28 protein-coding genes are annotated in these 23,243 nt (G+C 65.9%); 17 read left to right on the forward strand and 11 right to left on the reverse strand.

Annotation, left to right across the window (positions count from 1 at the left end):
• Positions 1–420, reverse strand: a 420-nt coding sequence (locus tag ACKAE7_RS16255) for an IPT/TIG domain-containing protein (protein ID WP_408979731.1), incomplete at its 3' end; no start/stop codon positions are given.
• 150 nt (positions 421–570) lie between these two features.
• The gene (locus ACKAE7_RS16260; protein WP_408979732.1) at positions 571–1,581 is read right to left on the reverse strand and encodes a LacI family DNA-binding transcriptional regulator; all 1,011 of its coding nucleotides are present in this window, start codon (positions 1,579–1,581) and stop codon (positions 571–573) included.
• A gap of 106 nt (positions 1,582–1,687) precedes the next feature.
• Between ACKAE7_RS16260 and ACKAE7_RS16265 the strand changes: the two genes are divergently transcribed.
• Positions 1,688–2,809 carry a Gfo/Idh/MocA family oxidoreductase gene (locus ACKAE7_RS16265; protein ID WP_408979733.1) on the forward strand — a complete coding sequence of 374 codons (1,122 nt, stop codon included), beginning with the start codon at positions 1,688–1,690 and terminating at the stop codon, positions 2,807–2,809.
• The gene (locus tag ACKAE7_RS16270; RefSeq protein ID WP_408979734.1) at positions 2,806–3,597 is read left to right on the forward strand and encodes a TIM barrel protein; all 792 of its coding nucleotides are present in this window, start codon (positions 2,806–2,808) and stop codon (positions 3,595–3,597) included. Before ACKAE7_RS16265 ends, ACKAE7_RS16270 begins: the two co-directional genes overlap by 4 nt.
• Before the next feature lie 23 nt (positions 3,598–3,620).
• On the opposite strand, the gene ACKAE7_RS16275 is transcribed toward ACKAE7_RS16270, so the two are convergent.
• Entirely contained in the window at positions 3,621–4,034 is a 414-nt protein-coding gene (locus tag ACKAE7_RS16275) for a hypothetical protein (RefSeq protein WP_408979735.1), read from the reverse strand.
• 234 nt (positions 4,035–4,268) lie between these two features.
• On the opposite strand from ACKAE7_RS16275, the gene ACKAE7_RS16280 reads away from it, so the two are divergent.
• Positions 4,269–4,508, forward strand: coding sequence for a hypothetical protein (locus tag ACKAE7_RS16280; RefSeq protein ID WP_188809468.1), 240 nt, complete (start codon positions 4,269–4,271; stop codon positions 4,506–4,508).
• Positions 4,509–4,522: 14 nt separating this feature from the next.
• Here the strand turns inward: ACKAE7_RS16280 and ACKAE7_RS16285 are convergent, their stop codons facing one another.
• The 4 genes from ACKAE7_RS16285 to ACKAE7_RS16300 all read right to left on the reverse strand — a co-directional run bounded on the left by ACKAE7_RS16285 (position 4,523) and on the right by ACKAE7_RS16300 (position 9,270).
• A complete protein-coding gene (locus tag ACKAE7_RS16285; protein ID WP_408979736.1) occupies positions 4,523–6,148 on the reverse strand; it encodes an ATP-binding protein in 1,626 nt (541 codons plus the stop codon).
• Between the two features lie 128 nt (positions 6,149–6,276).
• Positions 6,277–7,041 (reverse strand): SDR family oxidoreductase, encoded by a 765-nt coding sequence (locus ACKAE7_RS16290; protein WP_188809470.1) that lies wholly within the window; start codon positions 7,039–7,041, stop codon positions 6,277–6,279.
• A 34-nt stretch (positions 7,042–7,075) separates the two neighbouring features.
• Entirely contained in the window at positions 7,076–8,329 is a 1,254-nt protein-coding gene (locus tag ACKAE7_RS16295) for an ABC transporter permease (protein ID WP_408979737.1), read from the reverse strand.
• 5 nt (positions 8,330–8,334) lie between these two features.
• Positions 8,335–9,270, reverse strand: coding sequence for an ABC transporter ATP-binding protein (locus ACKAE7_RS16300; RefSeq protein WP_408979738.1), 936 nt, complete (start codon positions 9,268–9,270; stop codon positions 8,335–8,337).
• Positions 9,271–9,786: 516 nt separating this feature from the next.
• On the opposite strand from ACKAE7_RS16300, the gene ACKAE7_RS16305 reads away from it, so the two are divergent.
• From ACKAE7_RS16305 to ACKAE7_RS16320, 4 genes are all read left to right on the forward strand, one after another.
• Positions 9,787–9,990: a helix-turn-helix transcriptional regulator gene (locus ACKAE7_RS16305; RefSeq protein ID WP_408979739.1), complete on the forward strand. Its 204-nt coding sequence runs from the start codon at positions 9,787–9,789 to the stop codon at positions 9,988–9,990.
• Entirely contained in the window at positions 9,983–11,173 is a 1,191-nt protein-coding gene (locus ACKAE7_RS16310; protein ID WP_408979750.1) for a type II toxin-antitoxin system HipA family toxin, read from the forward strand. The genes ACKAE7_RS16305 and ACKAE7_RS16310 overlap by 8 nt, the downstream gene beginning before the upstream one ends.
• A gap of 77 nt (positions 11,174–11,250) precedes the next feature.
• Positions 11,251–11,730, forward strand: a complete 480-nt coding sequence (locus ACKAE7_RS16315; protein WP_408979740.1) for a DUF2975 domain-containing protein — start codon at positions 11,251–11,253, stop codon at positions 11,728–11,730.
• A complete protein-coding gene (locus ACKAE7_RS16320; protein ID WP_408979741.1) occupies positions 11,730–11,942 on the forward strand; it encodes a helix-turn-helix domain-containing protein in 213 nt (70 codons plus the stop codon). The genes ACKAE7_RS16315 and ACKAE7_RS16320 overlap by 1 nt, the downstream gene beginning before the upstream one ends.
• A gap of 374 nt (positions 11,943–12,316) precedes the next feature.
• Here ACKAE7_RS16320 and ACKAE7_RS16325 read toward each other — a convergent pair whose 3' ends face one another.
• From ACKAE7_RS16325 to ACKAE7_RS16335, 3 genes are all read right to left on the reverse strand, one after another.
• The gene (locus ACKAE7_RS16325; protein WP_408979742.1) at positions 12,317–13,060 is read right to left on the reverse strand and encodes a cation transporter; all 744 of its coding nucleotides are present in this window, start codon (positions 13,058–13,060) and stop codon (positions 12,317–12,319) included.
• Positions 13,048–13,374 (reverse strand): ArsR/SmtB family transcription factor, encoded by a 327-nt coding sequence (locus ACKAE7_RS16330; protein WP_408979743.1) that lies wholly within the window; start codon positions 13,372–13,374, stop codon positions 13,048–13,050. The genes ACKAE7_RS16325 and ACKAE7_RS16330 overlap by 13 nt, the downstream gene beginning before the upstream one ends.
• Positions 13,375–13,584: 210 nt before the next feature.
• The gene (locus tag ACKAE7_RS16335) at positions 13,585–13,914 is read right to left on the reverse strand and encodes a hypothetical protein (RefSeq protein WP_066280925.1); all 330 of its coding nucleotides are present in this window, start codon (positions 13,912–13,914) and stop codon (positions 13,585–13,587) included.
• A 180-nt stretch (positions 13,915–14,094) separates the two neighbouring features.
• On the opposite strand from ACKAE7_RS16335, the gene ACKAE7_RS16340 reads away from it, so the two are divergent.
• Positions 14,095–16,059 carry a hypothetical protein gene (locus tag ACKAE7_RS16340; RefSeq protein ID WP_408979744.1) on the forward strand — a complete coding sequence of 655 codons (1,965 nt, stop codon included), beginning with the start codon at positions 14,095–14,097 and terminating at the stop codon, positions 16,057–16,059.
• Here the strand turns inward: ACKAE7_RS16340 and ACKAE7_RS16345 are convergent.
• Complete coding sequence (locus tag ACKAE7_RS16345) at positions 15,981–16,325, reverse strand: hypothetical protein (RefSeq protein WP_188809480.1); 345 nt, start codon at positions 16,323–16,325, stop codon at positions 15,981–15,983. The two genes, ACKAE7_RS16340 and ACKAE7_RS16345, sit on opposite strands and share 79 nt — an antisense overlap.
• 321 nt (positions 16,326–16,646) lie before the next feature.
• Here ACKAE7_RS16345 and ACKAE7_RS16350 point away from each other — a divergent pair, with 321 nt between their 5' ends.
• The 9 genes from ACKAE7_RS16350 (at position 16,647) to ACKAE7_RS16390 (ending at position 23,226) form a co-directional block, all read left to right on the forward strand.
• Positions 16,647–17,081 carry a hypothetical protein gene (locus ACKAE7_RS16350; protein ID WP_190609401.1) on the forward strand — a complete coding sequence of 145 codons (435 nt, stop codon included), beginning with the start codon at positions 16,647–16,649 and terminating at the stop codon, positions 17,079–17,081.
• Between the two features lie 108 nt (positions 17,082–17,189).
• Entirely contained in the window at positions 17,190–18,407 is a 1,218-nt protein-coding gene (locus ACKAE7_RS16355) for an MFS transporter (protein WP_190609403.1), read from the forward strand.
• A gap of 15 nt (positions 18,408–18,422) precedes the next feature.
• On the forward strand, positions 18,423–19,127 hold the full coding sequence (locus tag ACKAE7_RS16360) for an alpha/beta hydrolase (protein WP_190609405.1): 705 nt from the start codon (positions 18,423–18,425) through the stop codon (positions 19,125–19,127).
• A complete protein-coding gene (locus ACKAE7_RS16365) occupies positions 19,124–20,122 on the forward strand; it encodes an LssY C-terminal domain-containing protein (RefSeq protein ID WP_408979745.1) in 999 nt (332 codons plus the stop codon). Before ACKAE7_RS16360 ends, ACKAE7_RS16365 begins: the two co-directional genes overlap by 4 nt.
• A 221-nt stretch (positions 20,123–20,343) precedes the next feature.
• Positions 20,344–20,877, forward strand: coding sequence for an alternate-type signal peptide domain-containing protein (locus ACKAE7_RS16370; RefSeq protein WP_408979746.1), 534 nt, complete (start codon positions 20,344–20,346; stop codon positions 20,875–20,877).
• A gap of 73 nt (positions 20,878–20,950) precedes the next feature.
• The gene (locus ACKAE7_RS16375) at positions 20,951–21,559 is read left to right on the forward strand and encodes a hypothetical protein (RefSeq protein ID WP_408979747.1); all 609 of its coding nucleotides are present in this window, start codon (positions 20,951–20,953) and stop codon (positions 21,557–21,559) included.
• A complete protein-coding gene (locus ACKAE7_RS16380; RefSeq protein ID WP_408979748.1) occupies positions 21,549–22,193 on the forward strand; it encodes a signal peptidase I in 645 nt (214 codons plus the stop codon). The genes ACKAE7_RS16375 and ACKAE7_RS16380 overlap by 11 nt, the downstream gene beginning before the upstream one ends.
• Complete coding sequence (locus ACKAE7_RS16385; protein WP_408979749.1) at positions 22,193–22,678, forward strand: hypothetical protein; 486 nt, start codon at positions 22,193–22,195, stop codon at positions 22,676–22,678. Before ACKAE7_RS16380 ends, ACKAE7_RS16385 begins: the two co-directional genes overlap by 1 nt.
• A 104-nt stretch (positions 22,679–22,782) precedes the next feature.
• Entirely contained in the window at positions 22,783–23,226 is a 444-nt protein-coding gene (locus ACKAE7_RS16390) for a DUF302 domain-containing protein (protein WP_188809490.1), read from the forward strand.
• Positions 23,227–23,243 lie beyond the last annotated feature (17 nt).

Below are 23,243 nucleotides of genomic sequence, written 5' to 3' on the forward strand. Positions count from 1 at the left end.
CAGGGTTGCGGGGGCGGGCGCCGCCGGGCTGGTGGGCGCGGGAGCCGGGGCCGGCTCGGCAGGTTCCTCTTCGACGATGGAGGGGGAGCTGTAGGTGACGGTGAACGGTGCGGAGGCGCTCGCCGTCGCCGTTGCGGCCCGGACGGTGACGGTGGGCTCGGCTGATTCAGGCATCACCAGTTCAGCCGTGAAGTAGCCGGAGGCGCTGGTTTTGAAAGCGGCGCTGGTGGTTCCCGCGCTGACTGTCCCAGAGGTCTTCTTGGGGAACCCGGTTCCGGTGACGGTCACGGAGGTGCCGGCAGGGCCGGTGTTCGGGCTGAGGGTGATGGCTGCCATCGCGGCGTGCGCCGGGGCCGCGCCGGCGGGCAGCGCCCAGGCCAGCAGCACGGCGAAACACAGGATGTATCTGAACAGCTTCACTGGACCTCCAGGTGGTGTGCTGCCGCACCTTGGGTGGAAAGGGCGACGGCGGGGACGGGCGCACAAAGAAGGAGGTGACCGGAGTGATCCCCCTTTTCCAGTCTGAATGCCGCCTGGGCAGCGCAGTGGAGATTCCGGCTCAGGATCCGCCTAGTTTTGACCCACTTTTTGCGCACCAGCGTGTCCGGTGGTCCTGCGGAGGACCAGGTGGGGCGTCCGGACAACGCGCCCCGGTGGCAGCGTCCCTTCCACCCGGTCCACGGCGCGGTCAACGGCTGCGGCCGCAAGGAGCGGGGCGTCCTGGCTGATGGAGGAAAGCTGGACGTAGCTCAGCCTGGCGAAGTGGCTGTCGTCGTAGCCGAGCACGGAGATGTCCGCCGGAATGCTGATGCCCGCAGCGCGGAAGCTCTCCATGATTCCGAGGGCCGATCTGTCGTTGAAGGCGATCACGGCCGTGGGCAGGTCCGCCTGGAGAATCTGCCCGGCCCGCATGCCGGTTTCCTCATCCGGCCCGCCGGCCACAAACACGGGCTCCAGGCCGTGCCGGAGCATTTCCGTGCGGTACGCCTCCCGGCGCTGGTCCGAGGAGACGGCTGTGCCGCCGTCCACGTGGGTGATCCGGCGGTGGCCCAGGCAAGCCAGGTGGTCAACGGCTATCCGGATGCCGGCGTAATCGTCGCTGCTGACCGAATCCACGAGGTCGCCCACATCCTCGCGCAGGAGGCTCACCACCGGCACCCGGCGTGCATGCAGTGCCAGGTCCTCGGGGCTGAGGGTCGGGGCGATGATGATCAGGGCTTCGGCACCGACGTCCAGCAGTGTTTCAATGGCCCGGGCCTCGGGCCTGCCGGTGGCCACGGCGCTCAGCGCTATCTCATAACCCCTGGCCGAGGCTTCGGCGTACGCGGCATCCACAATTTCCGCATGGAAGGGCTGTGAACTGGCGAAGATGAGGCCCAGGAGCTTGGTCCGGCTGCTCCGGAGGAGCCGCGCCCGCGAGTCCGCGCGGTAGCCCAATTCTCGGGCCGCCTCCAGGACTTTTTGCCGGGTTGATTCTGCGGCGCCGGGTGCACCCCGCATCACGATGGACACCAGGGCGCGGGAAACACCTGCCGCCTTGGCAACGTCCATCAGGGTGGGGCGGCGCTGCAGTTCCGTCATATCTCCTCCTGGGAGTAACAGTCTATAGAACGATCTAGACCTGACGTAAACCGCATGTCATCATAGTTCGACTAGAACGATCTAGACGACAACGTCAGGAGTAATTATGGGTTACCTTCAGCATCCGGTCAGTGAAGACCGTCCGGTCCGTATCGGCCTGATCGGCGCGGGCTGGATTGGAAGTTTCCATGCCGAGTCGGTAGCGCTGCGCATCCCCGGCGCCCGGCTGGAGGCAATCGCTGACCCGGCCCTGCCCGCTGTTGAAGCACTGGCCGGCCGCCTGGGCGTTGCCAAGATCAGTACGGACCCCGCAGACGTGCTGGAGGATCCCGACGTCGACGCTGTCCTGATTTCCGCGCCGGCCCGGTTTCATTCCGGGCTCATCGCGGCGGCAGCCCGGGCAGGGAAGCACGCCTTCTGCGAAAAACCGGGCGGCCGCACGGTGGAGGAGCTCGATGAGGCCCTGAAGGCAGCTGATGCCGCGGGCGTGGTGGTCCAGTTCGGCTTCAACCGGCGCTTTGCGGACGGCTTCGCCGCTGCCCGCAAGCTGATCGACGACGGCGCCGTGGGAACACCGCAGCTGTTGCGCTCCCTGACCCGCGATCCGGGCACCGCGGACGGGATTGCCGATCCCGGGCGGATTCCGCCCGGCACCATCTTCCTGGAAACCCTCATCCACGATTTCGACACCCTCAACTGGCTCAACCCGGGCGCTGTTCCGGTCAGCGTGTATGCCGTGGCTGACGCGCTGGTGGCTCCGGGGGCAAAAGACGGTGGATTGCTGGATACCGCAGTGGTCACCGTGACGTACAGCAACGGGGCCATCGCCGTGGCCGAGGCGAACTTCAACGCGCTCTACGGCTATGACGTGCGCGGGGAAGTTTTCGGCTCCGCGGGGATGGTGACGGCGGGAGGGCCACAGGAAACCAGCGCCACGAGCTACACCGCTGCCGGCATCGGTTCGGCCACCGTCCGGCGGAATGTGGATCTCTTCCACGACGCCTATACGGCTGAACTCGCCCACTTTGTGGACTCCGTCAAGGCCGGCCGTGACGGCACTGAGGTTCCTGCCGCCCAGGCCCCTGGCGGCACCGATGCGCGGAACGCCCTGGCCGTAGCCCTTGCCGCCTTCCGTTCGGCCGAAACGGGCCTGCCGGTTGATGTTGCAGCGGTTGCCGTCCTGAGTCCGGCAGAACCTGCACGGCACCTCGTGGGCAATAAAGCATGAGCTTCCGGCTGGCCGTGTGCGCCGAGACGGTCTACGGCGAACTGCCGTTGATCGAGCGGGTCAAGAGGATCCAAGGGCAAGGCTTTGAGGTGGAGCTGTGGGATACCCGTGGGCGGGACATTGCGGCCCTGGCAGCTACGGGAGCGCGGTTCTCTTCGATGACCGGCTATTTTGGCGGCAGCCTTACGGACCCCCGCAGCGCCCACGAGGTGCTGGCGTCTGCGGAGAAGCTGATCCCTGCCGCGCTGGAACTCGGCATCGAGCGGATGGTGGTGCATCCGGCGGAGCTCGGGGAGGGCGGCCGAGCTGTCCGCCCCATGCACCGGTCAACAGGGGAGATGTGGATGGCCGGCCGGAGCACCCTCGAACGCCTGGGGGTCCTGGGTGAAAAGTACGGTGTGACCTTCGCGCTGGAGAACCTGAACACCGTCCTGGACCACCCCGGCATTCCCTTGGCCCGGGCCAAAGACACCCTGGCGTTGGTCTCGGCGGTTGACCACCCCAACGCCAGGATGATGCTGGACCTCTACCATGCCCAGATCGGCGAGGGGAACCTGATCGAACTTATCCGGGCGGCACTGCCCTGGGTGGGGGAGATCCAGGTGGCCGACGTCCCGGGCCGTTGTGAGCCCGGCACCGGGGAAATCAACTACCGCGCAGTTGCAGCCGCCCTCCGCGAAGCCGGCTATACAGGAGTGGTCGGCCTCGAAGCGTCTGCCGCCGGGGGAGCGGGCCTGGAAGCGGGGGACGCCGCCCTTGCGGCTTTCCGCGCGGCCTTTGAAAGCTAGCCAGGCTCATTGCCTCTCAGGAATCAGCCGGCTGAGCCTGGGATCCTGTTAGTGCTGACCGAGTAGATGTTTTCGTGGACGCGGCTGAATCCCTCGGCGAGGAGGCGGGACGGGTCGTAGTTGTCCGGGATGAGGACGGCAGCGACCACGCCTGACACTCCGGTCCTGACGAGCTCCTGGCGGGAGTCTGTGGCCTGGCCGCACCCGGTGGTCCATTGGGTGGGCCGGTCTTCCGGGATGACGGTCAGGCAGGTGGAGGTTGCATCCCGCGTTTGCCCGACGAAGTACCGAATGCCATCAGCTGTGGCGAGGAGCCGAGTGGTGTGGCCTTCACCAGGGAGCGGCGGAATGCCTTCGGGAAGGGCGTCGGCCGGCGTGGCTTCGCGGTCCAGCGCGCTGATGTGCGGAGGCGTTGGCGCCGGCGGACTGAGCAGCACACCGGCCGCCAGCGCAGTGCCGATTGCGGTAATGATGATGGCTTGCCGTTTCAGAGCGCTGCCCCCTCAGGCTTTGGTGCATTGAGCCTACCCGAGCGGATGCAGCGGTTTGAACCGCCCGGCAGCGGTGCCGGCAGCCAGTGCCGCCCGGGGAGGTACTCATCCCCGGGGCGCGTAGCCAGCGCCCAGGTAAACGGGTAACAACTACCGGCGGTTCAGAGCCTAAGCTTGATCATGGATGCGATTCCGTCCCTGGTCCTGGTCTTCGGTGTAGCTTTCGTGTGGCTGGGTTTGACGGTGATCGTCCTCCTCCGGTTGCGCCGCCGCCGGAGGGGATCGTCGCTGGTGGCCACGGCCGCCGCCCCTCCCGCCGGCAGTGCCGGCACCCACTCCCGCAAGCACTGGCGGCTCGCCCACCCGCTCACGGGCAGTGCCCCGGCAGGACGGCACAGGGGCGGGAAGGCCCGCGGGTAGCGTTTTCCGGCCACTCACCAAACGTCCGGCGTCCGACGGCGGCGCCCGGCGCCGGGATCCTGTTGCCGTGCGGCGGCGGGGGACGGGAGCGAGGCATCCGCATCCGGAAGGGTCAGGACCGCTGTGGTTCCCTTGCCGCGGCTGCTGGACAGGCTGATGGTTCCCCGATGGTTCTCGACGATGGATTTGGTGATCGCCAGCCCCAGGCCCGCACCGGGAATAACGGAGGAGTGGGCATTGGCTGCCCGGAAGAAACGGGTGAAAGCCTGGGCCAGATCATCCTCGGTCATTCCGATCCCGGTGTCAGTGACTTCGCACCTGAGGCTTTGTCCGGTGGCGCCGATCCGGATGGTGACGGTTCCGCCCTCCGGCGTGTACTTGATGGCGCTGGACACCAGGTTGTCGATCGCCTGGCCAAGGCGGTCGGGGTCGAACCGGCCTGTGGCAGGACCGGATGATTCCAGTTCAAGGGTGATGCCGGCGGCCGTGGCATGCGGCTGTGCCGCCTCGATGCTGGTGGCGGCAACGTCGTTGAGGTCCGCCGGACGGGGAGCGATGGTCAACGATCCGGACGCGATGGTCAGCAGGTCACCGACGAGGGTCAGCAGCCGCCGGGCGTTCCGTTTGGCAACGGTCAGGCACTCTTCCAGTCCAGGTTCAAGGCCGTCGTCGTCAAGGGCCAGATCCAGGTAACCCAGGATGGACGTCAGCGGCGTCCTCAGCTCGTGGGAGACGTTGGCCAGGAATTCGTCCTTCGCGGAGAGCGCCGTCACTAGGGCTGTAACGTCCGTGAACGCCAGGACCGCGCCTGAGTTCCCTCCGGCGGACGTCTTTGTGAGACGGCAGGTCACGGAGTAGGCACGCTGGGTGGTTCCGCTGCCCACCCAGACCAGTTCGTCCGTGAAAGGTTCACCCCGGGCGGCGCGCGTGCGGGGGTGCCGTTCGGGGGGAAGCCGGTGTTTCCTGTCCACGCCGTAGACAGGCAGGTCCGTCACGTTGCCGGGAGTGGGTTCACTGCCGATGGCATCCGCGAGGCGGCTGCCAAGGTGCCGGTTCACCAGTACTGCCTGGCCTTGGCCGTCGAGGGCGCACACACCCACGCTGACAGTGTCCATCACCGTGTTCAGCAGCTGTTCGCGGTCCTCACTGGCCGCCAGCAGGTCCCGGAGGTCCGCTTCCTGCTTTTGCAGCAGGCGCCGCTGCATGGCGATCCCGTTGGCAACCCCGAACGCGGTGAGCGCGATCGCCCCCAGGATGACCGGCAGGAGCACCACCCGGATGGAGGAGGCGCTGGTGAATCCGGTGCCGAGGAGGACAGGCGGCACCGCCACGCTGAGGATGGTGGCAAGAACGGCCATGGCAACACCTGTCCGGCGCAGGCCCACAGCCAGCCAGACGACCGGAAAAACAAGCAGGAAGCTCAGGACGGTGAGGTGTTGGCCGCCCGCTTCGCGGGACAACCCGATGGCAAGGCAGTCCAGGAACGGAATCACGAAGACGGCCCGTGCCGGAAGGCGTTCCCAGGGCACCACGGCGCTGGCCGTGAGCAGCACCAAGTGCGCCGCCAAGCTGTAGAGGAATGGCCCGGGCCACTCGAACCCGGGGTGCAGAAGGGCCACCAGGACCGTCACAAGCAGCATCGTGATTGACAGGGGAAGCTGAAACATCACTGTCCGGCCGCGGGGGCCCAGCGTCGGAAGTACCGGTCCGTCGATTCGAAAAGCATGGTTCCCCCCAAGCCAATGGCCAGACTGCTGCCTGCGCCCCGTTAGTGTTCCCGGCCGCCGTCGGAATCAGCAGTTGCCAGCCACTCGCTGAACGTCTGGCGTCCGACGGCGGCACCTGGCGCCGGGACCAGCGCACCGCTGCGCATTGCCTTCCCCATCGAGCCGGGCATCACTGCCTCAAGGATCCTTTTGCGCTGGCCGGTTTTGGCGAGGTAGGCGCGGACCAGGTCCGCGAGTTGTTCGGTCCGGGGCCCGCCCAGGTCTGGGACCCTTCCCTGGGGTCCTGACTCTGCTGCGGTCACCAAGGCCTCAGCCACCTCCCGGGCAGCCACGGGCTGGGTGAACATCTTGGGAACGCTGACCACTGGACCCACAGTCCCGATCTTCACCGCCAGGGGCACGAACTCGTGGAACTGTGTGGACCGCAGCAGGGTCCATGGAATGCCGCCGTGCCGGACCTCGTCTTCCTGCACCAGCTTCCCGGCGTAGAGGCCGGACGTTGAACCGTCGATCCCCACAATGGAGAGCGCCACGTGGTGCTTGACCCCCGCCTGCTTTTCGGCTGCCAGCAGGTTCTGGGTGGCGTTGGTGAAGAAGTCGACGGCCTTTTTGGTGGACGTGGTCTGGATGCCGGAGACGTCGATGACTGCTTCCACCCCCTGGAGGGCCTGCGCGAGGCCGCGGCCGTTCACCAGGTCCACGCCTTCCGCCCGGCTCATGCTGGACACCTCATGGCCGCGTGCTTTTGCCACCTCCACCACGTGGCGGCCAACAGTACCGGTTCCCCCTGCGACGGCAATCCTCATGCAGCAAATCCTATGCCCGTTAGGGGCAGGAGTGTCAGCGCGGCGTGGTACCGGTGGCTGCCGGTATTCGGCGGCCGCTGCTGAGCGCCGTCTTGATGTTGACCTTTGAGGCGTAGGAGATGGAGCCGTACTGGAAAAGCCGGACTGCCAGGAAGAACATCAATACTGCTCCGATGTAGAGGATGGCCAGGACGATAGCTGTTTCCACTACTGACAGGGATCCCAAACCATTGCGGAGGAGCGCGGTGACGGGGGCGGAGAACGGGAAGTAGGTGAAGACCTGCACGATCAGTGACTGCGGGTTGGAGAAAATCAATGACACTGCGTAGAAGGGGATGAAGATCAGCGCGATCATTACGGCCATGTAGTTACCGGCCTCCTTGACCGTGGGCATGATGGCCCCGATCGCAACCAGTGTGTTGGTGAACAGGGCGAAGCCGCCCACCAGGATCAGGAAGCCGGTGATCATGGGTGCCGGTTCGAACACAAGTGCCTCGAGGTCCAGGTCCGGGATGTTGATCTGCTCGCGGAAGAAGAGGTAGCCGATGACCACCGGCGAGGCGAAGATGACCATCTGCAGCAGGCCAATGGCGAAGAGTGCAAGGACCTTGCCGCTGATGAGTGTGGTGGGCTTCAAGGTGGTCAGGATCATTTCGGTCACCCGGTTCTCCTTTTCCTCCAGCGTGGAGCTCAACATCTGCCCGCCGAGAAGAATAATCAGCCCGTAAAAAATGACCAGGAAAAACAGCGGCGGCACGGCCGAGTTGAAGCCGCCGGATTCCACGCCGTCGCGGTAGGTCTTCATATCGATGGTGGCATCAGTGCTGGCCAGGGCGGAGAGTTCGGCGGAGCCGATGCGGGTGTTGACCGCCTGCGTCAGCATGGCCTGCGCGACGGCGGAGTACTTGTTGTTCTCAAACAGGCCCTGGTCTGCCCCGTAGACCTTGACGGTTTCGGTGGCAGGGTCTGCGGGAAAGTCGAAGAAGGCATCAATGCTGCCGGACTGGACCGCGGCCACGCCCTCGTCCGCGGAAGCCGCCGTCGTTGCCCCAAAAACCGCAGCCTGCCCGGGACTGATGAGCCCTGACGCGTCTGTGTAGGAGATGGTGAATTCGGCGCTTTTTTGGGCGTTGGCCGCGGAATCGGTAGCGGTGTTGGACGCAAAAAGGAGGCCGAACACCACAGCCATGATGAACGGTACGGCAAGGGTGCCGGCCCAGAAGCGCTTCTTGCCGATGGTGCGGAAGAACTCGAAGGTAACCACGGTGCTGAGGTTGTGCTGTGCCATGCCTCTTATGCCTCTGCCATCTGGAGCGCGGCCGCATCGGCCCTGTTCTGGTCGCCGTAAACGCGGATGAAGATCTCCTCCAGGGAAATCTTGGTGGTGGTGAAGGACCGGACAGACACACTGGCGGCAACCAGTTCCCGGAGGATGTCTGCCTCGTCCGCGTCATCGGCGATGGACAGTTCGGAGTAGTTCGTCTCATTCACGGTGACCGTATACCTCGGCGAAGAAGGGACCGGGCCGGAATGTTTCAGCCGGACGATTCGGCCGCCGTACTGGTTCTGGATGTCGTCGATGGTTCCGTACGCTTCGGCGGTTCCGTTCTTGAGCAGGATGACCCGGTCGCAGAGGCGTTCCACCTCCTCCATCTGGTGGGTGACCATCACCACGGTGGCGCCCTTGGTCTTTTGCCCGTCGATGATGTCCATCAGGAGGCGCCTGTTGACGGGGTCAAAGCCCTTGGTGGGTTCATCCAGGATCAGCAGCTCGGGATCATTCATGATGGTGACGCCCAGCTGAACTTTCTGCTGCTGGCCGCCGGACAGTTTGTCCAGCTGTACGCCTGCCTTGTCCGCCAGGGCGACCCGCTCGAGGTACTCCAGGGACCAGGTTTTGGCAGCGTGCCGGTCCAGGCCCTTGAGCCGGCCGAAGTAGGTCATGACGTCGATGACCTTTTCCTTCTTGTACAGGCCGCGCTCCTCCGGGAGGTAGCCGAGCCGGCCCCCGTCCTCGGGCCGGAATGGCTTGCCGTCTATGTGCAGGGTTCCCGCGGTGGGCTGGTAGATGCCCAAGAGGGCCCGGATGGTGGTGGTTTTGCCAGACCCGTTGCTGCCCAGGAAGCCGAACGTCTCGCCCCGCTCCACGTCGAAGGACAAATCGCGGATGACAGTCTTGTCCCCGAAATCCATCCTGAACTGATCGATATGGACGAGTGCTTCGCTCATGGCTGTTTCCCCAAAAGTGCCGGTAAGTGTCTTCCGAGTTTATCGAGGGGTACCGAATGAGGCTCGCTCTCAAGGATGACACTGGGGGCAGGGATATCGCTGCCTGGTTGGCCCCACGGCCGGTGAGAGAGGAGGGCCGGCGGCTATTTTGCGGAACCACGCTGTTCCGCCGCCTCCGCCGCCGGCCCTGGCCTGTTGCCGGGCCCAGACCCCAGCTGCTGCTGCCTTACGCTTCAGGCCCCTCTCCCAACAGTGTGCGGCGGACGGATCAAGGACCGGCGAGGATTGCCTCAAGATCAACCAAGGACCGGCTCTGTTTCCTTGCGAACCTACCCCAGGGTGCGGTCCTTCGAAGTCGATAGGAAGCAAATCTGAAAAATACTTCCGATAACGGAACCGAAGGGCCGCTGACCGGACTCTGATCCTGTTTTCCGCAATATATTGCGATTTGACGAACGGTGGGGCATCCTCTCCTAGGGGAGCGCACAAATCAGCAATATTTTGCGGAAGGAAATTATGGACGACGTTCAGGCGATCGGAGCCAGCATCCGGCGCGCCCGTAAAGAGGCCGGCGTTACCCAGGGCACGCTGGCCGATCTGATCGGCACGTCCTCGCGCACCATCCATGCCATTGAAACCGGGACGGGCAACCCGTCACTGGGCACGGTGGCCGCTGCGGCCAACGCGGTTGGACTCCACCTCCGGGCCGCTGGTGACTGAGGACCTGCAGCGCCTGAAGTTCGTCCGCGGCGCAGACGTGTACAAGGCGGGCGTCCTGGCCGGGCGCCTCTCCCGCACGGACCGCGGCAGCGTGGCCTTCTCCTACACTGCCGAATACCTTGCTGCCGGCTCACGCCCGGTGGCAACGACACTGCCCCCTGCCGGGGACCCCGTGGAATCACCCAGCGGTGCGCTGCCGGCCTTCTTCTCGGGGCTCTTGCCGGAGGGCCACCGGCTCACCGTGCTCAAGGACGCCGTGAAGACGAGCCTGGGTGATGAGCTAAGCCTCCTCCTGGCCGTGGGCGCAGACATGCCGGGCGACGTGCAGGTTGTCCCGGCCGGCGAACTTTTGGTGGAGCAGCGGCCGCTGGCGGATACGTCCCGCCCCGAGGACCTGGATTTCGCCTACCTTGCAGACGCGGTGGATCCGCACGGACTGCCGGGCGTGCAGCACAAGGCAAGCGCCTCAATGATGACCACCCCGCTGGCGCTTGCCAACCGCCGTTACCTGCTCAAGCTGGATCCGCCCAGCTATCCGCATCTTGTCCTGAACGAGGCAGCCCACCTCACCGGCGCCAAAGCCCTGAAGATTCCTGTGGCCAGGCACAGCGTGGTTACCGACAAGCGCGGCATGCCCGGGCTGCTGGTGGAGCGGTTTGACCGTGCCCACTCCGACGGCCTGGTGCGCCTGGCCCTCGAGGACGCAGCGCAGGTGATGAACCTGCCGCCGGCGTCGAAATACGCCGTCAGTTCCGAACAGCTGGTCCTGGCGCTGGCCGGCCTGTGCAAGGCAAGGGCCGTGGCCGTGCGCAACCTCTACCTGCAGTTCGTCTTCGCCTGGCTCACCGGCAACGGGGACCTGCACGCCAAGAACGCCGCCGTCCTCGCCGGCAGGAACGGAAGCTGGGCTGTAGCCCCGATGTACGACATCCCCTGCACCCTGCTCTACGGTGATGACACCATGGCGCTTCCCCTCGCCGGCAAGGTCAAGGGACTCAAGGCCAGGCACTGGCAGGAGTTCGCGGCCGCCATTGGGCTGCTTCCCCGGGCAGCGGCAGCAGCCAACGCCCTGGCCCTTACCGCAGCCGAGGGAATCCGGCTGGACGCCCTGCCCTTCACGGGATCTCCCCTCAACGGCGCCCGGCGGGAGCTGCGGTTCCGCCGGGACCAGCTGACGTCCTGACTTCGCCGGCGCTTCTCTTCAAAACAGGGCTCACAGTATCGATTGACTTTCGATAGGTAGTAGCTGAAACTCGATATATGAAAATAACCCGCCTGGCAGTCACCGCCCTCCGGATGGTCCTTGTGGTGGCCTTCCTCCTGCTGCTCCTGTTCCAGGTCATGTCCATCCCCGGCCAGTTCGCGCACATGGCGCAGGAGAATCCGGACCGTGCCAATCTTCAGTGGCCCCTCACCATCTTCTTCATCCTGGAGGTGGCCTGCGTCCAGGTGGTGATCGTGGGCACCTGGAAGCTGCTGACGCTGGTCAAGCGCGACCGGATCTTCAGCAACGGAGCCCTGGTGTGGGTGGATGCCATTGTCTGGGCCATCGCCGCCGGCTGGACGATGCTCGCGGCGCTCTCCGCCGTCGTCGTCCTCAATGCCGACGATCCCGGACTCCCGCTCCTGCTGTTCCTGATCCTGGTGGCCGGTGCCGCCCTGGGCCTGGTGGTGGTAGTGCTGCGCGCCCTGCTCCGGCAGGCCGCCGACCTCCGGGCGGACATGGAAGCGGTGATCTGATGCCCATTGTGGTGCGCATCGACGTCGAACTGGCCAGGCAGAAGATGAGTGTGGGGGAGTTCGCCGAGCGTGTGGGCCTGACGCCCGCCAATGTGGCCGTGCTGAAAAACGGCCGCGCCAAGGCGGTACGCTTCAGCACCCTCGAAGCCATGTGCCGGGTGCTGAACTGCCAGCCCGGTGACCTCCTCGAGTTCGTGGAGGACGAACGTTAGGTGCCAGTGAGTGGGCGTTGCTCGTGCCGGGCAGGGCGGGGGCCAAGTGGGGGAGCTGGAAACCTTGACATGGCGGGCGGTCCGGAACCTACTCTGGAAGTGCTCAGGCAGTGGGCTATCCCGGTTCCCAAGGGAGCGACATGGCACACGACAAGAACCAACCCCAGGAAAGTACCGGACCTGAGCCTGCGCCCGAGCGGGAACCCGAACCGGCGCCGGAACAGGAGACGGAGCCGGGGCCAGAGCAGGAGTTCGAGCCACAGCCTGGGCAGCCGGAGTCTGAGCCGGGGGAAATTCCTGCCGGCCAATGGGAGGACCCGCCCAGGCCCCCGACCCCCAGCGGCTTCAATCCTGACTACTGGCCCAAGTACTGACTAGAGTCCGCTGCCCGCCGGCGGCGCGCCACTGGTGTCCTTGCAGCCTGCGCAGCAGCCGCCGGCAACCCGACTGCTCTCCAGCCCGGCATTGGTGCCGCCCGTGGCCGGAACCGTGCAGCATACATCGCCGCGCCAGGCCTCGATGCCTTCCCGGACGGCGAGGGCGGCGATCACCAGCGCGGCGGCAGCGTCTGCCCACCACCAGCCCACCGTGGCGTTCAGCAGCAGGCCGGCCAGGAGCACGGCCGACAGGTAGGTGCAAAGCAGCGTCTGCTTGGAGTCGGCCACCGCAGTTTTGGACCCCAGTTCGCGGCCGGCCCGGCGCTGCAGCCAGGACAATACCGGCATGATGGCCAGGCTTAAGGCTGCGATGACGATGCCCGGCACTGAATGCCCGGCCCCTTCCCCGACGGTCAGGGACCGGATGGCCTCGGCGGAAACAAAGGCGGCGAGGGCAAAGAAGGACAGGGCGATGATTCTCAGTGTCAGGTGCTCGCGCCGTTCCGGATCCTTCGAGGCGAACTGCCAGGACAGCGCGACGGCGGAGGCAACCTCGATCACCGAGTCCAGGCCGAAACCGATCAGGGCTGCCGAGCCGGCCACGCCACCGGCCCAGAGGGCAACCACCGCCTCAATGACGTTGTAGGTGATGGTGGCAGCGGCGAAGAAGCGGATGCGGCGGGAGAGGACCGCGCGGCGTTCCGGGGCCGGCGAAATCTGGAGGTCCGTCACGCCTGGCATGTCCCGTCCGGTGCGCAGCACGCCGGATCGACGGCCAGCACTACGCCCAGCAGGTCGCGGATGGCGTGCCCCAGCCGTTCGTCCGCCAGTTCGTACCTGGTCCGCCTGCCGTCCGGCACTCCCACTACCAGGCCGCAGCCGCGCAGGCATGCCAGGTGGTTGGACATGCTCTGCCGGGACACGCTAAGGGCGTCGGCCAGGTCTGAAGGGTATGCGCCGCCGTCGGCAAGGGCGAGGAGGATCCGGGCGCGGGTCGGGTCTGACACCGCGTAGCCGAACCGGGCCAGGACCGGGGCATGCGTGAGGGTCTCCATGGGCCCCAGAGTACAGCGTCCCCTGTATTCAGGAGAAGCTGTACTCCCGGGCATGGCCCGTGGCGGGCTGTCAGCAAACCGGGAGTGCAGCTACCCGTCTATTCGGATACAGCTGCACTCGCAGTCCGTGGACATCAGGAAGAAAGAGAAGTGTGCGGCTGGCGCCCTGGCCCGACGATTGGGCTCTTCGGGTGCCGTTGCCTGGGGCGCCTATGCGGCGATCAGTGCCGGTGCGTGTGCCCTGCGGGCGGCAGTCCGCGGAGCCAGGACGCTGATGGTGCAGGGCGCCTGCTGCGGATCGATCTTGGCCGGCAGGTGGTGCGTTTCGGACGACGCATGGAGCATTTCCAGCGCTTCCTGGTCCACCCGCGCATGCGAGATATCCAATTCCACGCCCAGGCCTTCACGTAAGGAATTGGCGCGCTTGACTACTACATACAGTGCGTTGACGCTGTGGACGGTGACATGCCCCTTTGCAATCACCTGTGCCCTGGCGTGGTCGAGATCTACACGGACAACAATGTTCAGCTTGGAATTCAAGTTGTAAAGCCTTCCCCGGCATTGGCTGCGACGCTGCAGCTTCTTGCTTATGGCCGTTTGCATCAGCCTCATTCAGAGTAGGGACATAATGTGATCCACGCAACATGAAGGTGTTTATTACACCGTTTGGGGTTCCCGGTTTTCCTTTTCCTCGGGCCCGGCCGGGTGGATCATGTAGCCATGGGCAAGCGCGCAGGTGGAAGCCTTGGCGACGCCGGCGGCGTCAACGCCACGGGCCGGCGGGAACAGCCGGAGCCACCGGGCCAGCCGGACCATGTGGTGGTGTTCGTCCACGGCATGGGCCGCGCCCTCAAAGGCGGCACCCTCCAGGAATGGGCCCAGCCGCTGATGCTGAGCCTGCACGATCTCTCCCTGGACCTGGTCCCCGACACCACCCAGCCGCACCTGGTCATCACCAAGGCGAATGCGGTGGGCGACCCGCCTGAGGTGCTGGTCAAGGTCCTCCGCGGCGCCGCGGACGGCACCCCGGACTATCTCACTGTGCTGATGACAGAGGCGTCCTGGGGCAGGGACTTCGAGCCGGCGTCGGCCGCGTCCACGTACTCCTGGGCACTGCGGACCGCCCTGCGCGTGTACCTGCGCTCCCTCCAGCTGATCAAGTGGAACCTGTATCCCGGCCGGCAAAGGAACTTCAGGTGGTTCGGGGCCTGGCTGCGGCAACTGGTCCTGACCTCGCTGGCCGCCTTTGCCGGGTTCTTCATCCTTCTGGCGGTGCTGGTGGTGCTGCTGCTGATCATCGGCCTGGCATGGATTCCGGGTCCGGGCCGGTGGATCGGCAAGCTCGTTTCCCTGTTTGCCGACTTCCTGGGCGATCCGCAGGTGTGGAAGCGTAAGCCCCTGCAGGCGGCGGCGATGCGGCAGCGGGTGGTGGACACGCTCCAGCGCTGGGACAACTGCCCGGAAACAGAGGTCACCGTGGTGGCGCACAGCCAGGGTGCCGCCATCACCGGGCAGGTCCTGTTCCAGAACCAGGCCCGCGCCACCAACTTCGTCAGCGTGGGCAGCGGGCTGGACTTGCTGGGGTACGCGCAGTGGGGCGGCGGAGCAGGCGAGGACCCGGTGACGGACTGGCTGGCCAACCCTCAGCGGCCGCGCTGGATCAACGTCTGGGGGAAGTTCGACTTTGTGCCTGCCGGGCCCATCTCCACCCACGCCAACGGGCCGCTTCCCGTCTTCGGCAAGATCTACGCCCGGGACAGCGAGGGTGACGGCGGCCCGGGACCCGAGGAACATCCCGTGTACAACAGGTCCGCCCTCATCTATGACCACATTGTCTACTCCAAGAACCGAGTGGAGGTGCTGGACCCGCTGGCACGGCTGATCCTGGATCCGCCGCAGCCAGCTTCCGCCGGGCTCGCCTTGAGGATGCTCGACGGCGACCGGCGGCTCCGCCCGCACCGCGTCATGGTGAAGAGCCTGGGAGTGACGCGGCTGCTGGCAGTCCTCACCTCGGGACTCAGCGCGCCGGCTGCGCTGGCCTGGCTGGGATCGCAGGAGTGGGCGCGGAACCTGGCCGCGTGCGGGGCGCCCGGGGAAGGTCCGGACCCGTGGTGGTCCGCCTGGCTGTGCTCGGGGCCCACCTACCACTGGGCGCACTGGCAGGACTGGGGCGTGCTGGCTGCGGCGACGGCGGTGTTTGCCGGCGTACTGGTGGGGCTCCTGAACGGGCCGGTGTGGGGAGTGCTGCACAACCGGCTCCAGCGGATGCGCCGTCCGTCCTTCACGCAATCGAGCGATCCCACCGGCAACCCGCCCGCCAACCCGTGGTGGTGCGTGGCGTGGTACCTGCTGATCGTCACCGTGGTGGCCGTGGCCGTGCCCTTCCTGCTGGCATGGCCGGACCTGCCGTGGGTGGTGGTTGTTGTACTGGTGGTGGCGCTGTGGGCCTTGTGCTTCACGCGCACCAGCATCACCGGACTGCCCGCACGGACCGTTCTCCAGGAGGCGCAGCCTGTGGCACCCGCGCAGCCTGTGGCACCCGGGCCGGCGGCCGACGTCGTACGCAACTTACCGCCCGCCGTCGAACGCGGCGAACAGCCAATGGCTCACCCCACTGCTTCGGAAAGCCTTCCGGCTAACACCGTGACCGGCGCCGCTGACCAGCGCTCGCGCTCCGGCTCATAGGAGATGACGACGGCGGTGTCGCTGTCCCGGGCTTCGTCCATGGCAAGCAGTAAAGCGTCCTCCACATGCCGGGCGAATTCCAGCCGCTCGGCCAGCGAGCCCCGCAGCTCGTCGTCGTCAATAAGCACGTGGCCCTTGCCGTCCACGATGACCTTCAGCGAATAGCCCTGGTCCTCCTGGAGGGACCCGCGGGTGGATGAAATTTCGGTGACTCTGTCTGCCCGGACCAGCCCGTTGCCGAGCGTTCGGATCCACACTTCACCCATCGAATGACCTCCCCTTTCGTACGGGCGCGGATCAGCGCCCCATAAGGCGAACGCTACTCTTCCGCGGGGCGTTTGTGACCCCCGGATTTGCGTGCTCCCGAACCCGCAGCGCGGGCACGTACGGCGCTGCGTAATGACGCCCGGAGTCAGCGCGCAGCAGCAGTCCCTGCGCACTGACACGGGGCCTCAGTCCGCCGGGACGGCGTGCTGCCTTGGCGGCCGGGGACCTTCGGCACTTCCCTGCGGCGTTGGGCTGCGGCACCCTGAGCGCAGGCCGCAGGATTCAACTGTGCCGGCCGTTTACTGGCTCCGGGAGATTGCATGGCTGACAAGACGGTGACGAGCCGCGGCGGCAATGTTGGCTCTGTCCTGGTTAACGCCGCGATGATGTGGGGAATCAACGTCTGGCCGGGTTGGCAGGTGGTGCCCTTCCTGACCTCGGATATGAACCGCGTGCTCGGCATCATCAACGCGTCACTGACCGCAGGCATCGTGGCGAACCTCGTCTTCGTGGTGATCCGCAACAGGGGCGTCATGGCCTTGGGGAACCTGGTGGTCCTGGGAATAGGGCTTGCCGCCACCCTCCGCCTGTGGGAGGTCTTCCCCTTCGACTTCGGGGACAGCTGGTCGGGTTGGCCCGTGGTGGTGCGGGTGCTGCTGGGGCTGGGAATCGTGGGTTCGATCATTGGTGCGATCGTGGAAATCGCGGCCCTGTTCAGTTCCCTGTCAGGCTCCCGGCAGAGGGCCCGCAGGTAGGTCCCTGCTAATCCGAGGCAGGCTGCACCTGGCTGCTGCGCGGGGTGGACGCCGACACCGTGGACCGGACGTCGATGGCGTCACGGGCCCGGCCATAAAATAAATCTGATGACTTCCCCCGATGACCCCCAGCCCTTCAGCCTGCGCGGCATCGCGGTGGCAGCGTTCGGGCCCACGCTGCTCTACGGAATCGGCACTGGCGCCATCCTGCCGGTGGTGGCCCTGACCGCCCGGGATCTGGGAGCGTCGGTGGCTGTGGCCGCCCTGATCGTCACCCTGATCGGGCTGGGTTCCTGGTTCTTCAACCTGCCCGCCTCCCTGGTCACGCTCAAATTCGGGGAGCGCTGGTCAATCGTGGGCGCCGCCGTCGCGGCCGGCCTCGCGCTCGCGGCCGCCGGGCTGACGTCGCTGGTTCCCGACGGGCTGTGGCTGCTCGCTGCGGCGATGGCCGTCGTCGGAATGTCAGGTGCGGTGTTTGGCTTGGCCCGGCAGAAATACCTCACCGAGGCCGTGCCCGTGGAGTTCCGGGCGCGGGCGCTGTCCACCCTGGGCGGGGTGAACCGGATCGGCGTGTTCATCGGGCCGTTCCTGGGCGCGGCCGTGATGCAGTTCGCCGGCATCAGCGGCGCCTACTGGGTGGGGGTGGTGGCCATGGCGGCTGCCGCGCTGCTGTCACTCACCATTCCGGACCTGGCCGTTGCTCCAGCGCCCGACGGCGGACACAAGGGTCCGGAGCCCACGCTGCGGAGCGTCGCGGTGTCCCACGCGGGTGTATTCCTCAGCCTGGGAGTGGGCATCCTGCTGCTCAGCGCGCTGCGCTCGTCCCGGCAGGTGGTCATCCCGCTGTGGGCGGACCACCTGGGCATGGACGCCACCTCGGCCTCCCTGATCTACGGGCTTTCCGGGGCCATCGACATGTTGGTGTTCTATCCCGCGGGCAAGCTCATGGACCGGAGAGGCCGGCAGTTTGTGGCCGTCCCCTCCACGCTGATCATGGGGATAGCGCTGCTGCTGATCCCTCTCACGGGATCCTTTGTGGGGCTGCTGCTGGCTGCGCTCCTGATCGGGTTTGGCAACGGGATCAGTTCCGGGCTGGTGATGACCCTCGGGGCGGACTTTTCGCCGGACCGTGGCCGCGGTCAGTTCCTGGGGCTGTGGCGGTTCATGGCCGATGCCGGGTCCACCGCCGGTCCAGTGCTCCTCTCCGGGGTGACCGCCGTTGCCACCCTGGGCGCAGGGGTCTCAGCCACCGGCATCCTGGGCTTTGCGGCGGCGGCCGTGTTCGCCGTCGTTATTCCCCGCCTGAAGCACCGACGCAACTACTAGGGATATCCTCAACAGATGAGTGAACGGGGCGTGAGCACTCGGACAAGTCCGTTGCGGAAAGCCATGTGGTGGCTGCAGGACTACCTTTATGCCGCGGGATGGCAGGTCCGCGGAGTGTTGTCGCGGGTCCAGCCAGGGTCCTTCCACCAGGGCCACCGGCGGCCTGTGGTGATCATTCCTGGTGTCTACGAAAACTGGCAGTTCATGATGCCGCTGATCCAGTGCATCCACGACGCCGGCCATCCCGTCCACGTGGTCACGGTGCTGCAGCGGAACAAACTTGAGGTGCCCGTGGCGGCGCGGATGGTGGCCCAACACATCGAGGAAGCGGGGCTGCAGGACGCTGCGATCGTGGCGCACAGCAAGGGAGGCCTGATCGGCAAGTACACCATGCTGATGCTGGACCCCGAGGAGCGGATCGACCGGATGGTCACCGTGTGCACGCCGTTTTCGGGATCGCGCTACGCCAGGTACATGCTGCTGCCCACCCTGAGGATCTTCTCACCCCGCAACGCCCTGACGCTGGAGCTCGCCCGCGAAGAGGCCATCAACAGCCGCATCACCTCCATCTACGGCCCGTTCGATCCGCACATCCCGGAGGGCAGCGTCCTTCCCGGTGCCACCAACATCGAGCTGCCCGCTGCCGGGCACTTCATGATCTTGGGTGATCCTGAGACGGCGCGGATCATCGTTGAGCAGCTGAACCCCGACGAGCCGTGACCCCTGGTGCAGGCGACTCGGGTGTAGGTGGCTCCGGCCCTGAACGCCGAGCCGGTTCCGACGGCGGCTCCCGTCCGGGGCCCGACGGCGGCGGCGCCCGCCACTCTGGCCAGGAGCGGGCCGTTCCGGCGGAGCCCGACCACTCACCCTCCAGCAACGCGGTGGAACGGCGGCAAAGCCGGTGGGCCACCGTCCTGGCGGTGCTGCAGCGGGTGCTGTACCTGGTGGTGACTGTCGCGGTCGGCTGGGCTGTGTACTTTTTCCTTCTGTCGCGGCTCTCCCGCGGCCCTGACCAGGCGTGGGTATTCCTGCCGGTCTGGCTGATCCTGGCCTACGCGCTGCTGCCGCGCGTCCATAAGATCCTGAGCAGCCTCTACATCCCGGACTACTTCATTGGCAGGGCCAGGACGGGCGACGGCGTCCTTGGCGATCCCGTCAACCTCGCCGTGGTGGGGACGCAGGAGGAGCTGCGCCGGGCCATGCGCACCGCCGGCTGGGTGGAGGCCGACCCCATCACCCCGGCCACGGCCTGGCACACCCTCACCTCCACTGTGCTGGGCCGCAGCTATCCGGCCGCCCCCGTCAGCTCGCTCTACGTGTTCGGCAACCGGCAGGATCTTGCATTTCAGCGCGAGATCGACGGAAATCCGCGCAAGCGGCACCACGTCCGGTTCTGGAAGTGCCCGCCCGGATGGATGCTGCCCGGCGGCCTGTCCGTGGACTGGGTGGGCGCCGGAACGTACGACCGGAGCGTCGGCCTGTCCCTGTTCACCTTCCAGATCACGCACAAGATCGCCGACCGCACGGACGAGGAGCGCGATTTCATTATCGCCACGCTGCAGGCAGCCGACGCGGTGGAGTCGGTCCACGTCATCCTCAACTACTCCAGCGGATACCACCACCGCAACGGCGGCGGCGACGCCATCCGAACCGACGGGCACCTGCCCATCATTGATTTGTACGAGCCGGGACGGCCGGGCGTGGTGGGGTCCTAGGGTGCGTCCGAATAGGACTTCCTATTTGACCCCGAGCCACAGGTTTATGTGGCGTCGGCTTACGGCTTGACGCAGGCTGTGGGATAGCGCTTACCGGCGTCTGACCTGCTGCTTTATTCTTGCGCGAACCTTGATCGAATCCCTTATCAGGTCCTGAGATTTGCCTTGCAGAGTGGTCCTCAGATCCACAAACACACACGCAAAGTCTGAGGGGACACACCATGAAGAACAGCACTCTGATCAAAGGCACCGCAGCCATCGCAGTAGGCGCAGCACTGCTGCTGGGCGGCGGCGGAACCCTGGCCGCCTGGAACGACGCAGCCACGGCGACGCCTGGAACCATCGTTGCCGGCAATCTCGATATCGAGCCTGGTGCAGCCTCTTGGTATGTCGACGGTACGAGGATCGACGATATCTCTACCTATAGGGTTGTCCCGGGGGACGTACTCACCTTTACTCAGGTACTCGACGTGACGTTGGCTGGCGACAAAATGGCCGCCAGTGTATCTGCCTCTAATATCAACCCTGCGAACGGATTTGGCGACACCGTTAAGGTGACTGGCCCCAAGCTGGAGGTGGATGGAGTTGAGGTAGCCAATTTCCTCAAGACATCGAAGACCGTAACGGCCACCATCACGTTCGAGTTCCTCTCAGCTACGTCCGGTCAGACGGCTGTAAACGAGACTTATAACTTCAACGGCGTTACTTTCACCTTGGCTCAGGAAATTCCGGCAGCCACGGCCACACAGCCGTAGTCTGAAGCAGGCGCGGCCGGGGCTGGACGGCCACCTGTTCACCACGACCGCAAACCACGGCCAGGAGGACTCAATGCGCAGCAAGCGCACACTGCAGGCGGCGGGCATTATCGGCGCGGCAGTGATCCTGGGCCTCCTGGCAGTCCAGGGCACCTACGCCCTCTGGAGCGCTACCGCAGTAGCAGCGCCGGGGACCGTCTCCTCCGCTTCCTTCACGGTCAATCTCACTGCTACGCCGTCCGGGCAGGCCACCACCATGACCCTCCCGGACGGCAAGCCGGCCAACCTGATTCTGACGCCGGCCGCGGCCCTGCTGCCCGGAACCTCCGTCTACGGCGGGGTGGTTGTCACCAACAGCACCGATGCCGGCGGAACGTTCAACACGGTCGCCACGGTAGGGCAGCCCGCAGTGGCGAATCTGTCCGGCGGGACACTCTCCCAGTACGTGACCGTCAGCGGGAAGGCCGCAGCCTCGGCAACAGACTGCAGCACCGCCAGCGGATACGCACCTTTGGGCACCCCCGGACTCGCATCACCAGCAGTTCCCAAGTCCGGTTCCACCGTGTTGTGTTTCCAGGTGACCCTCAGCCCATCAGCCCCGTCCACCGTGAAAGGACAAGCAGTGGCCATCACCCTTCCGCTCACCGTTCGCCAACTCTGCGGGGTCCCCGGTGGCTGCTGACCTGACTGAACGCCCGCTGGCCCACGCCGCCGCTGCGGTTCCGGACGCGCCCAAGGCCGCATCGCCGTCGTACTCGAAGAAAGGGAGCGCCGGCGCCCAGGCGCTTGCCGTTGTGGGACGCATGGCAAGCCTGGCTGCAATGCTCATTGCGCTGTTCGCGGCATTGGTCCTGATCGTGGTGCCGTTGGCGACGGGATCGCACACGTATACCGTGCTCACCAACTCCATGGCACCCAAATTTCCGCCCGGCACTTTCCTGGTGATGAAGCCGGCGCCTTTCGGGGAGCTCAAGTACGGGGACGTCATCACGTTCCAGCTCTACTCCGGAAGGCCGGAGGTGGAAACCCACCGGATTGTGGGCTTCGGGGCCACCCAGGCCGGCGAGAAGACACTCATCACCAGGGGCGACAACAACGGCGCCAACGATGCCGCTCCGGTCCGTGAGATCCAGGTCAAGGGCAAGCTGGTTTACGCCGTTCCCCAGGTCGGGTTCGTTGCCAACGCACTTGGCAATGCCGACCGCAGCCTTTGGAGCACTCTCGCCGCCATAGGACTTATCGGACACGGCTCCATCCTGGTCTTCAAGTCTGTGCGCGGATCGCGCAAGCAGGCCGCAGTGGCTGAGGCCGGGTAATGCGGCGTTTTCTCGGCCTGCCGGGCGCATCCGCCGCCGTAGGAGCTTTTGTAGTCACGGTGCTGCTGGGCTTTGGCGTGCCTACAGCGTCTGCGCTGTGGCAACAAAGCGCGACGGCGACCATGACCGTCACCGCGGCAGCGAACTGGCCCGGTTCTGCGTTCCAGCAGTTCGCCTGCTCAAGGATGGACAACGCGGATAAAACGGTTGCCCTCAACTATGTCCTGCCCGAGGCTCCCGCGTCGCTCACCCTTTCCGCCAAGAGGCCGGACGGGTCATACGGACCGCCCTATACGGTGGCGGGCGCCGGTGCTTCGGGAAGCATCATCCTCACTGAGAACTCACAAATCATCGCGGAGAACCGTGCGATGAGCCTGCTGACGGTGAGGGCAACGGCGACCTTTTCAAACGGCACAGCGGCGTCCGCTGAAGTAGCTTTGAGGCTGGATGTCGGCACTAACAACGGCAAGATCTACTGCGCGTAGCCATCGGCGCGTCCCAGGCGGTCCTTGCCCGTAGCCATAAACACCCCCGGGGGTATACGATGGCGAAGTACCCACCAGCAGGAGCAACCGCCTGAGGAGGCACCATGAGCTATACGCACACCATCACCGTTCCGCTTGCCTGGGACGAGGCGCTGCAGCAGACCAAGGACGCCCTGGCCGAGCAGGGTTTCGGCATCCTTTCGGAGATCAACGTCCGCGCCACCTTTGAGGCGAAGCTGGGTGCTGACGCGGCCGCAGCCGTTGGCGACTACATCATCCTCGGCGCCTGCAACCCCAATCTGGCCAGCCGTGCCCTCGCAGCCGAGCCGGACATGGGTGCCCTGCTGCCCTGCAACGTTGTGGTCCGCCGCAGCACCGACGCCGGCGAAACCACCATTCAGGCGATCGATCCGCAAACCATGGTGCAGCTCAGTGACAACCCGGCGGTCAAGGAAGTAGCGGACGACGCCGACACGCGTCTCCGCGCGGCCCTCGCCAGCCTTGGTGGCAGCGTCAGCGCGGGCGGCAGCGCCGGCCCGGCGAACTGAGACGCGTGACCGGCGGC

Origin of the sequence: Pseudarthrobacter sp. NKDBFgelt, from assembly GCF_046097905.1 — a bacterium.
Taxonomy (GTDB): Bacteria; Actinomycetota; Actinomycetes; order Actinomycetales; family Micrococcaceae; genus Arthrobacter; species Arthrobacter polychromogenes.

Bases quoted from the DNA above. Each gene is read 5' to 3' on its own strand.
- ACKAE7_RS16270 (WP_408979734.1), top strand. From the start codon at position 2,806: ATGAGCTTCCGGCTGGCCGTGTGCGCCGAGACGGTCTACGGCGAACTG.
- ACKAE7_RS16370 (WP_408979746.1), top strand. From the start codon at position 20,344: ATGAAGAACAGCACTCTGATCAAAGGCACCGCAGCCATCGCAGTAGGC.
- ACKAE7_RS16290 (WP_188809470.1), bottom strand. From the start codon at position 7,041: ATGAGGATTGCCGTCGCAGGGGGAACCGGTACTGTTGGCCGCCACGTG.
- ACKAE7_RS16375 (WP_408979747.1), top strand. From the start codon at position 20,951: ATGCGCAGCAAGCGCACACTGCAGGCGGCGGGCATTATCGGCGCGGCA.
- ACKAE7_RS16345 (WP_188809480.1), bottom strand. From the start codon at position 16,325: ATGGGTGAAGTGTGGATCCGAACGCTCGGCAACGGGCTGGTCCGGGCA.
- ACKAE7_RS16260 (WP_408979732.1), bottom strand. From the start codon at position 1,581: ATGACGGAACTGCAGCGCCGCCCCACCCTGATGGACGTTGCCAAGGCG.
- ACKAE7_RS16340 (WP_408979744.1), top strand. From the start codon at position 14,095: ATGGGCAAGCGCGCAGGTGGAAGCCTTGGCGACGCCGGCGGCGTCAAC.
- ACKAE7_RS16265 (WP_408979733.1), top strand. From the start codon at position 1,688: ATGGGTTACCTTCAGCATCCGGTCAGTGAAGACCGTCCGGTCCGTATC.
- ACKAE7_RS16285 (WP_408979736.1), bottom strand. From the start codon at position 6,148: ATGCTGCTTGTGACGGTCCTGGTGGCCCTTCTGCACCCCGGGTTCGAG.
- ACKAE7_RS16320 (WP_408979741.1), top strand. From the start codon at position 11,730: ATGCCCATTGTGGTGCGCATCGACGTCGAACTGGCCAGGCAGAAGATG.
- ACKAE7_RS16355 (WP_190609403.1), top strand. From the start codon at position 17,190: ATGACTTCCCCCGATGACCCCCAGCCCTTCAGCCTGCGCGGCATCGCG.
- ACKAE7_RS16325 (WP_408979742.1), bottom strand. From the start codon at position 13,060: ATGCCAGGCGTGACGGACCTCCAGATTTCGCCGGCCCCGGAACGCCGC.
- ACKAE7_RS16300 (WP_408979738.1), bottom strand. From the start codon at position 9,270: ATGAGCGAAGCACTCGTCCATATCGATCAGTTCAGGATGGATTTCGGG.
- ACKAE7_RS16385 (WP_408979749.1), top strand. From the start codon at position 22,193: ATGCGGCGTTTTCTCGGCCTGCCGGGCGCATCCGCCGCCGTAGGAGCT.
- ACKAE7_RS16390 (WP_188809490.1), top strand. From the start codon at position 22,783: ATGAGCTATACGCACACCATCACCGTTCCGCTTGCCTGGGACGAGGCG.
- ACKAE7_RS16360 (WP_190609405.1), top strand. From the start codon at position 18,423: ATGAGTGAACGGGGCGTGAGCACTCGGACAAGTCCGTTGCGGAAAGCC.
- ACKAE7_RS16280 (WP_188809468.1), top strand. From the start codon at position 4,269: ATGGATGCGATTCCGTCCCTGGTCCTGGTCTTCGGTGTAGCTTTCGTG.
- ACKAE7_RS16315 (WP_408979740.1), top strand. From the start codon at position 11,251: ATGAAAATAACCCGCCTGGCAGTCACCGCCCTCCGGATGGTCCTTGTG.
- ACKAE7_RS16305 (WP_408979739.1), top strand. From the start codon at position 9,787: ATGGACGACGTTCAGGCGATCGGAGCCAGCATCCGGCGCGCCCGTAAA.
- ACKAE7_RS16330 (WP_408979743.1), bottom strand. From the start codon at position 13,374: ATGGAGACCCTCACGCATGCCCCGGTCCTGGCCCGGTTCGGCTACGCG.
- ACKAE7_RS16350 (WP_190609401.1), top strand. From the start codon at position 16,647: ATGGCTGACAAGACGGTGACGAGCCGCGGCGGCAATGTTGGCTCTGTC.
- ACKAE7_RS16295 (WP_408979737.1), bottom strand. From the start codon at position 8,329: ATGGCACAGCACAACCTCAGCACCGTGGTTACCTTCGAGTTCTTCCGC.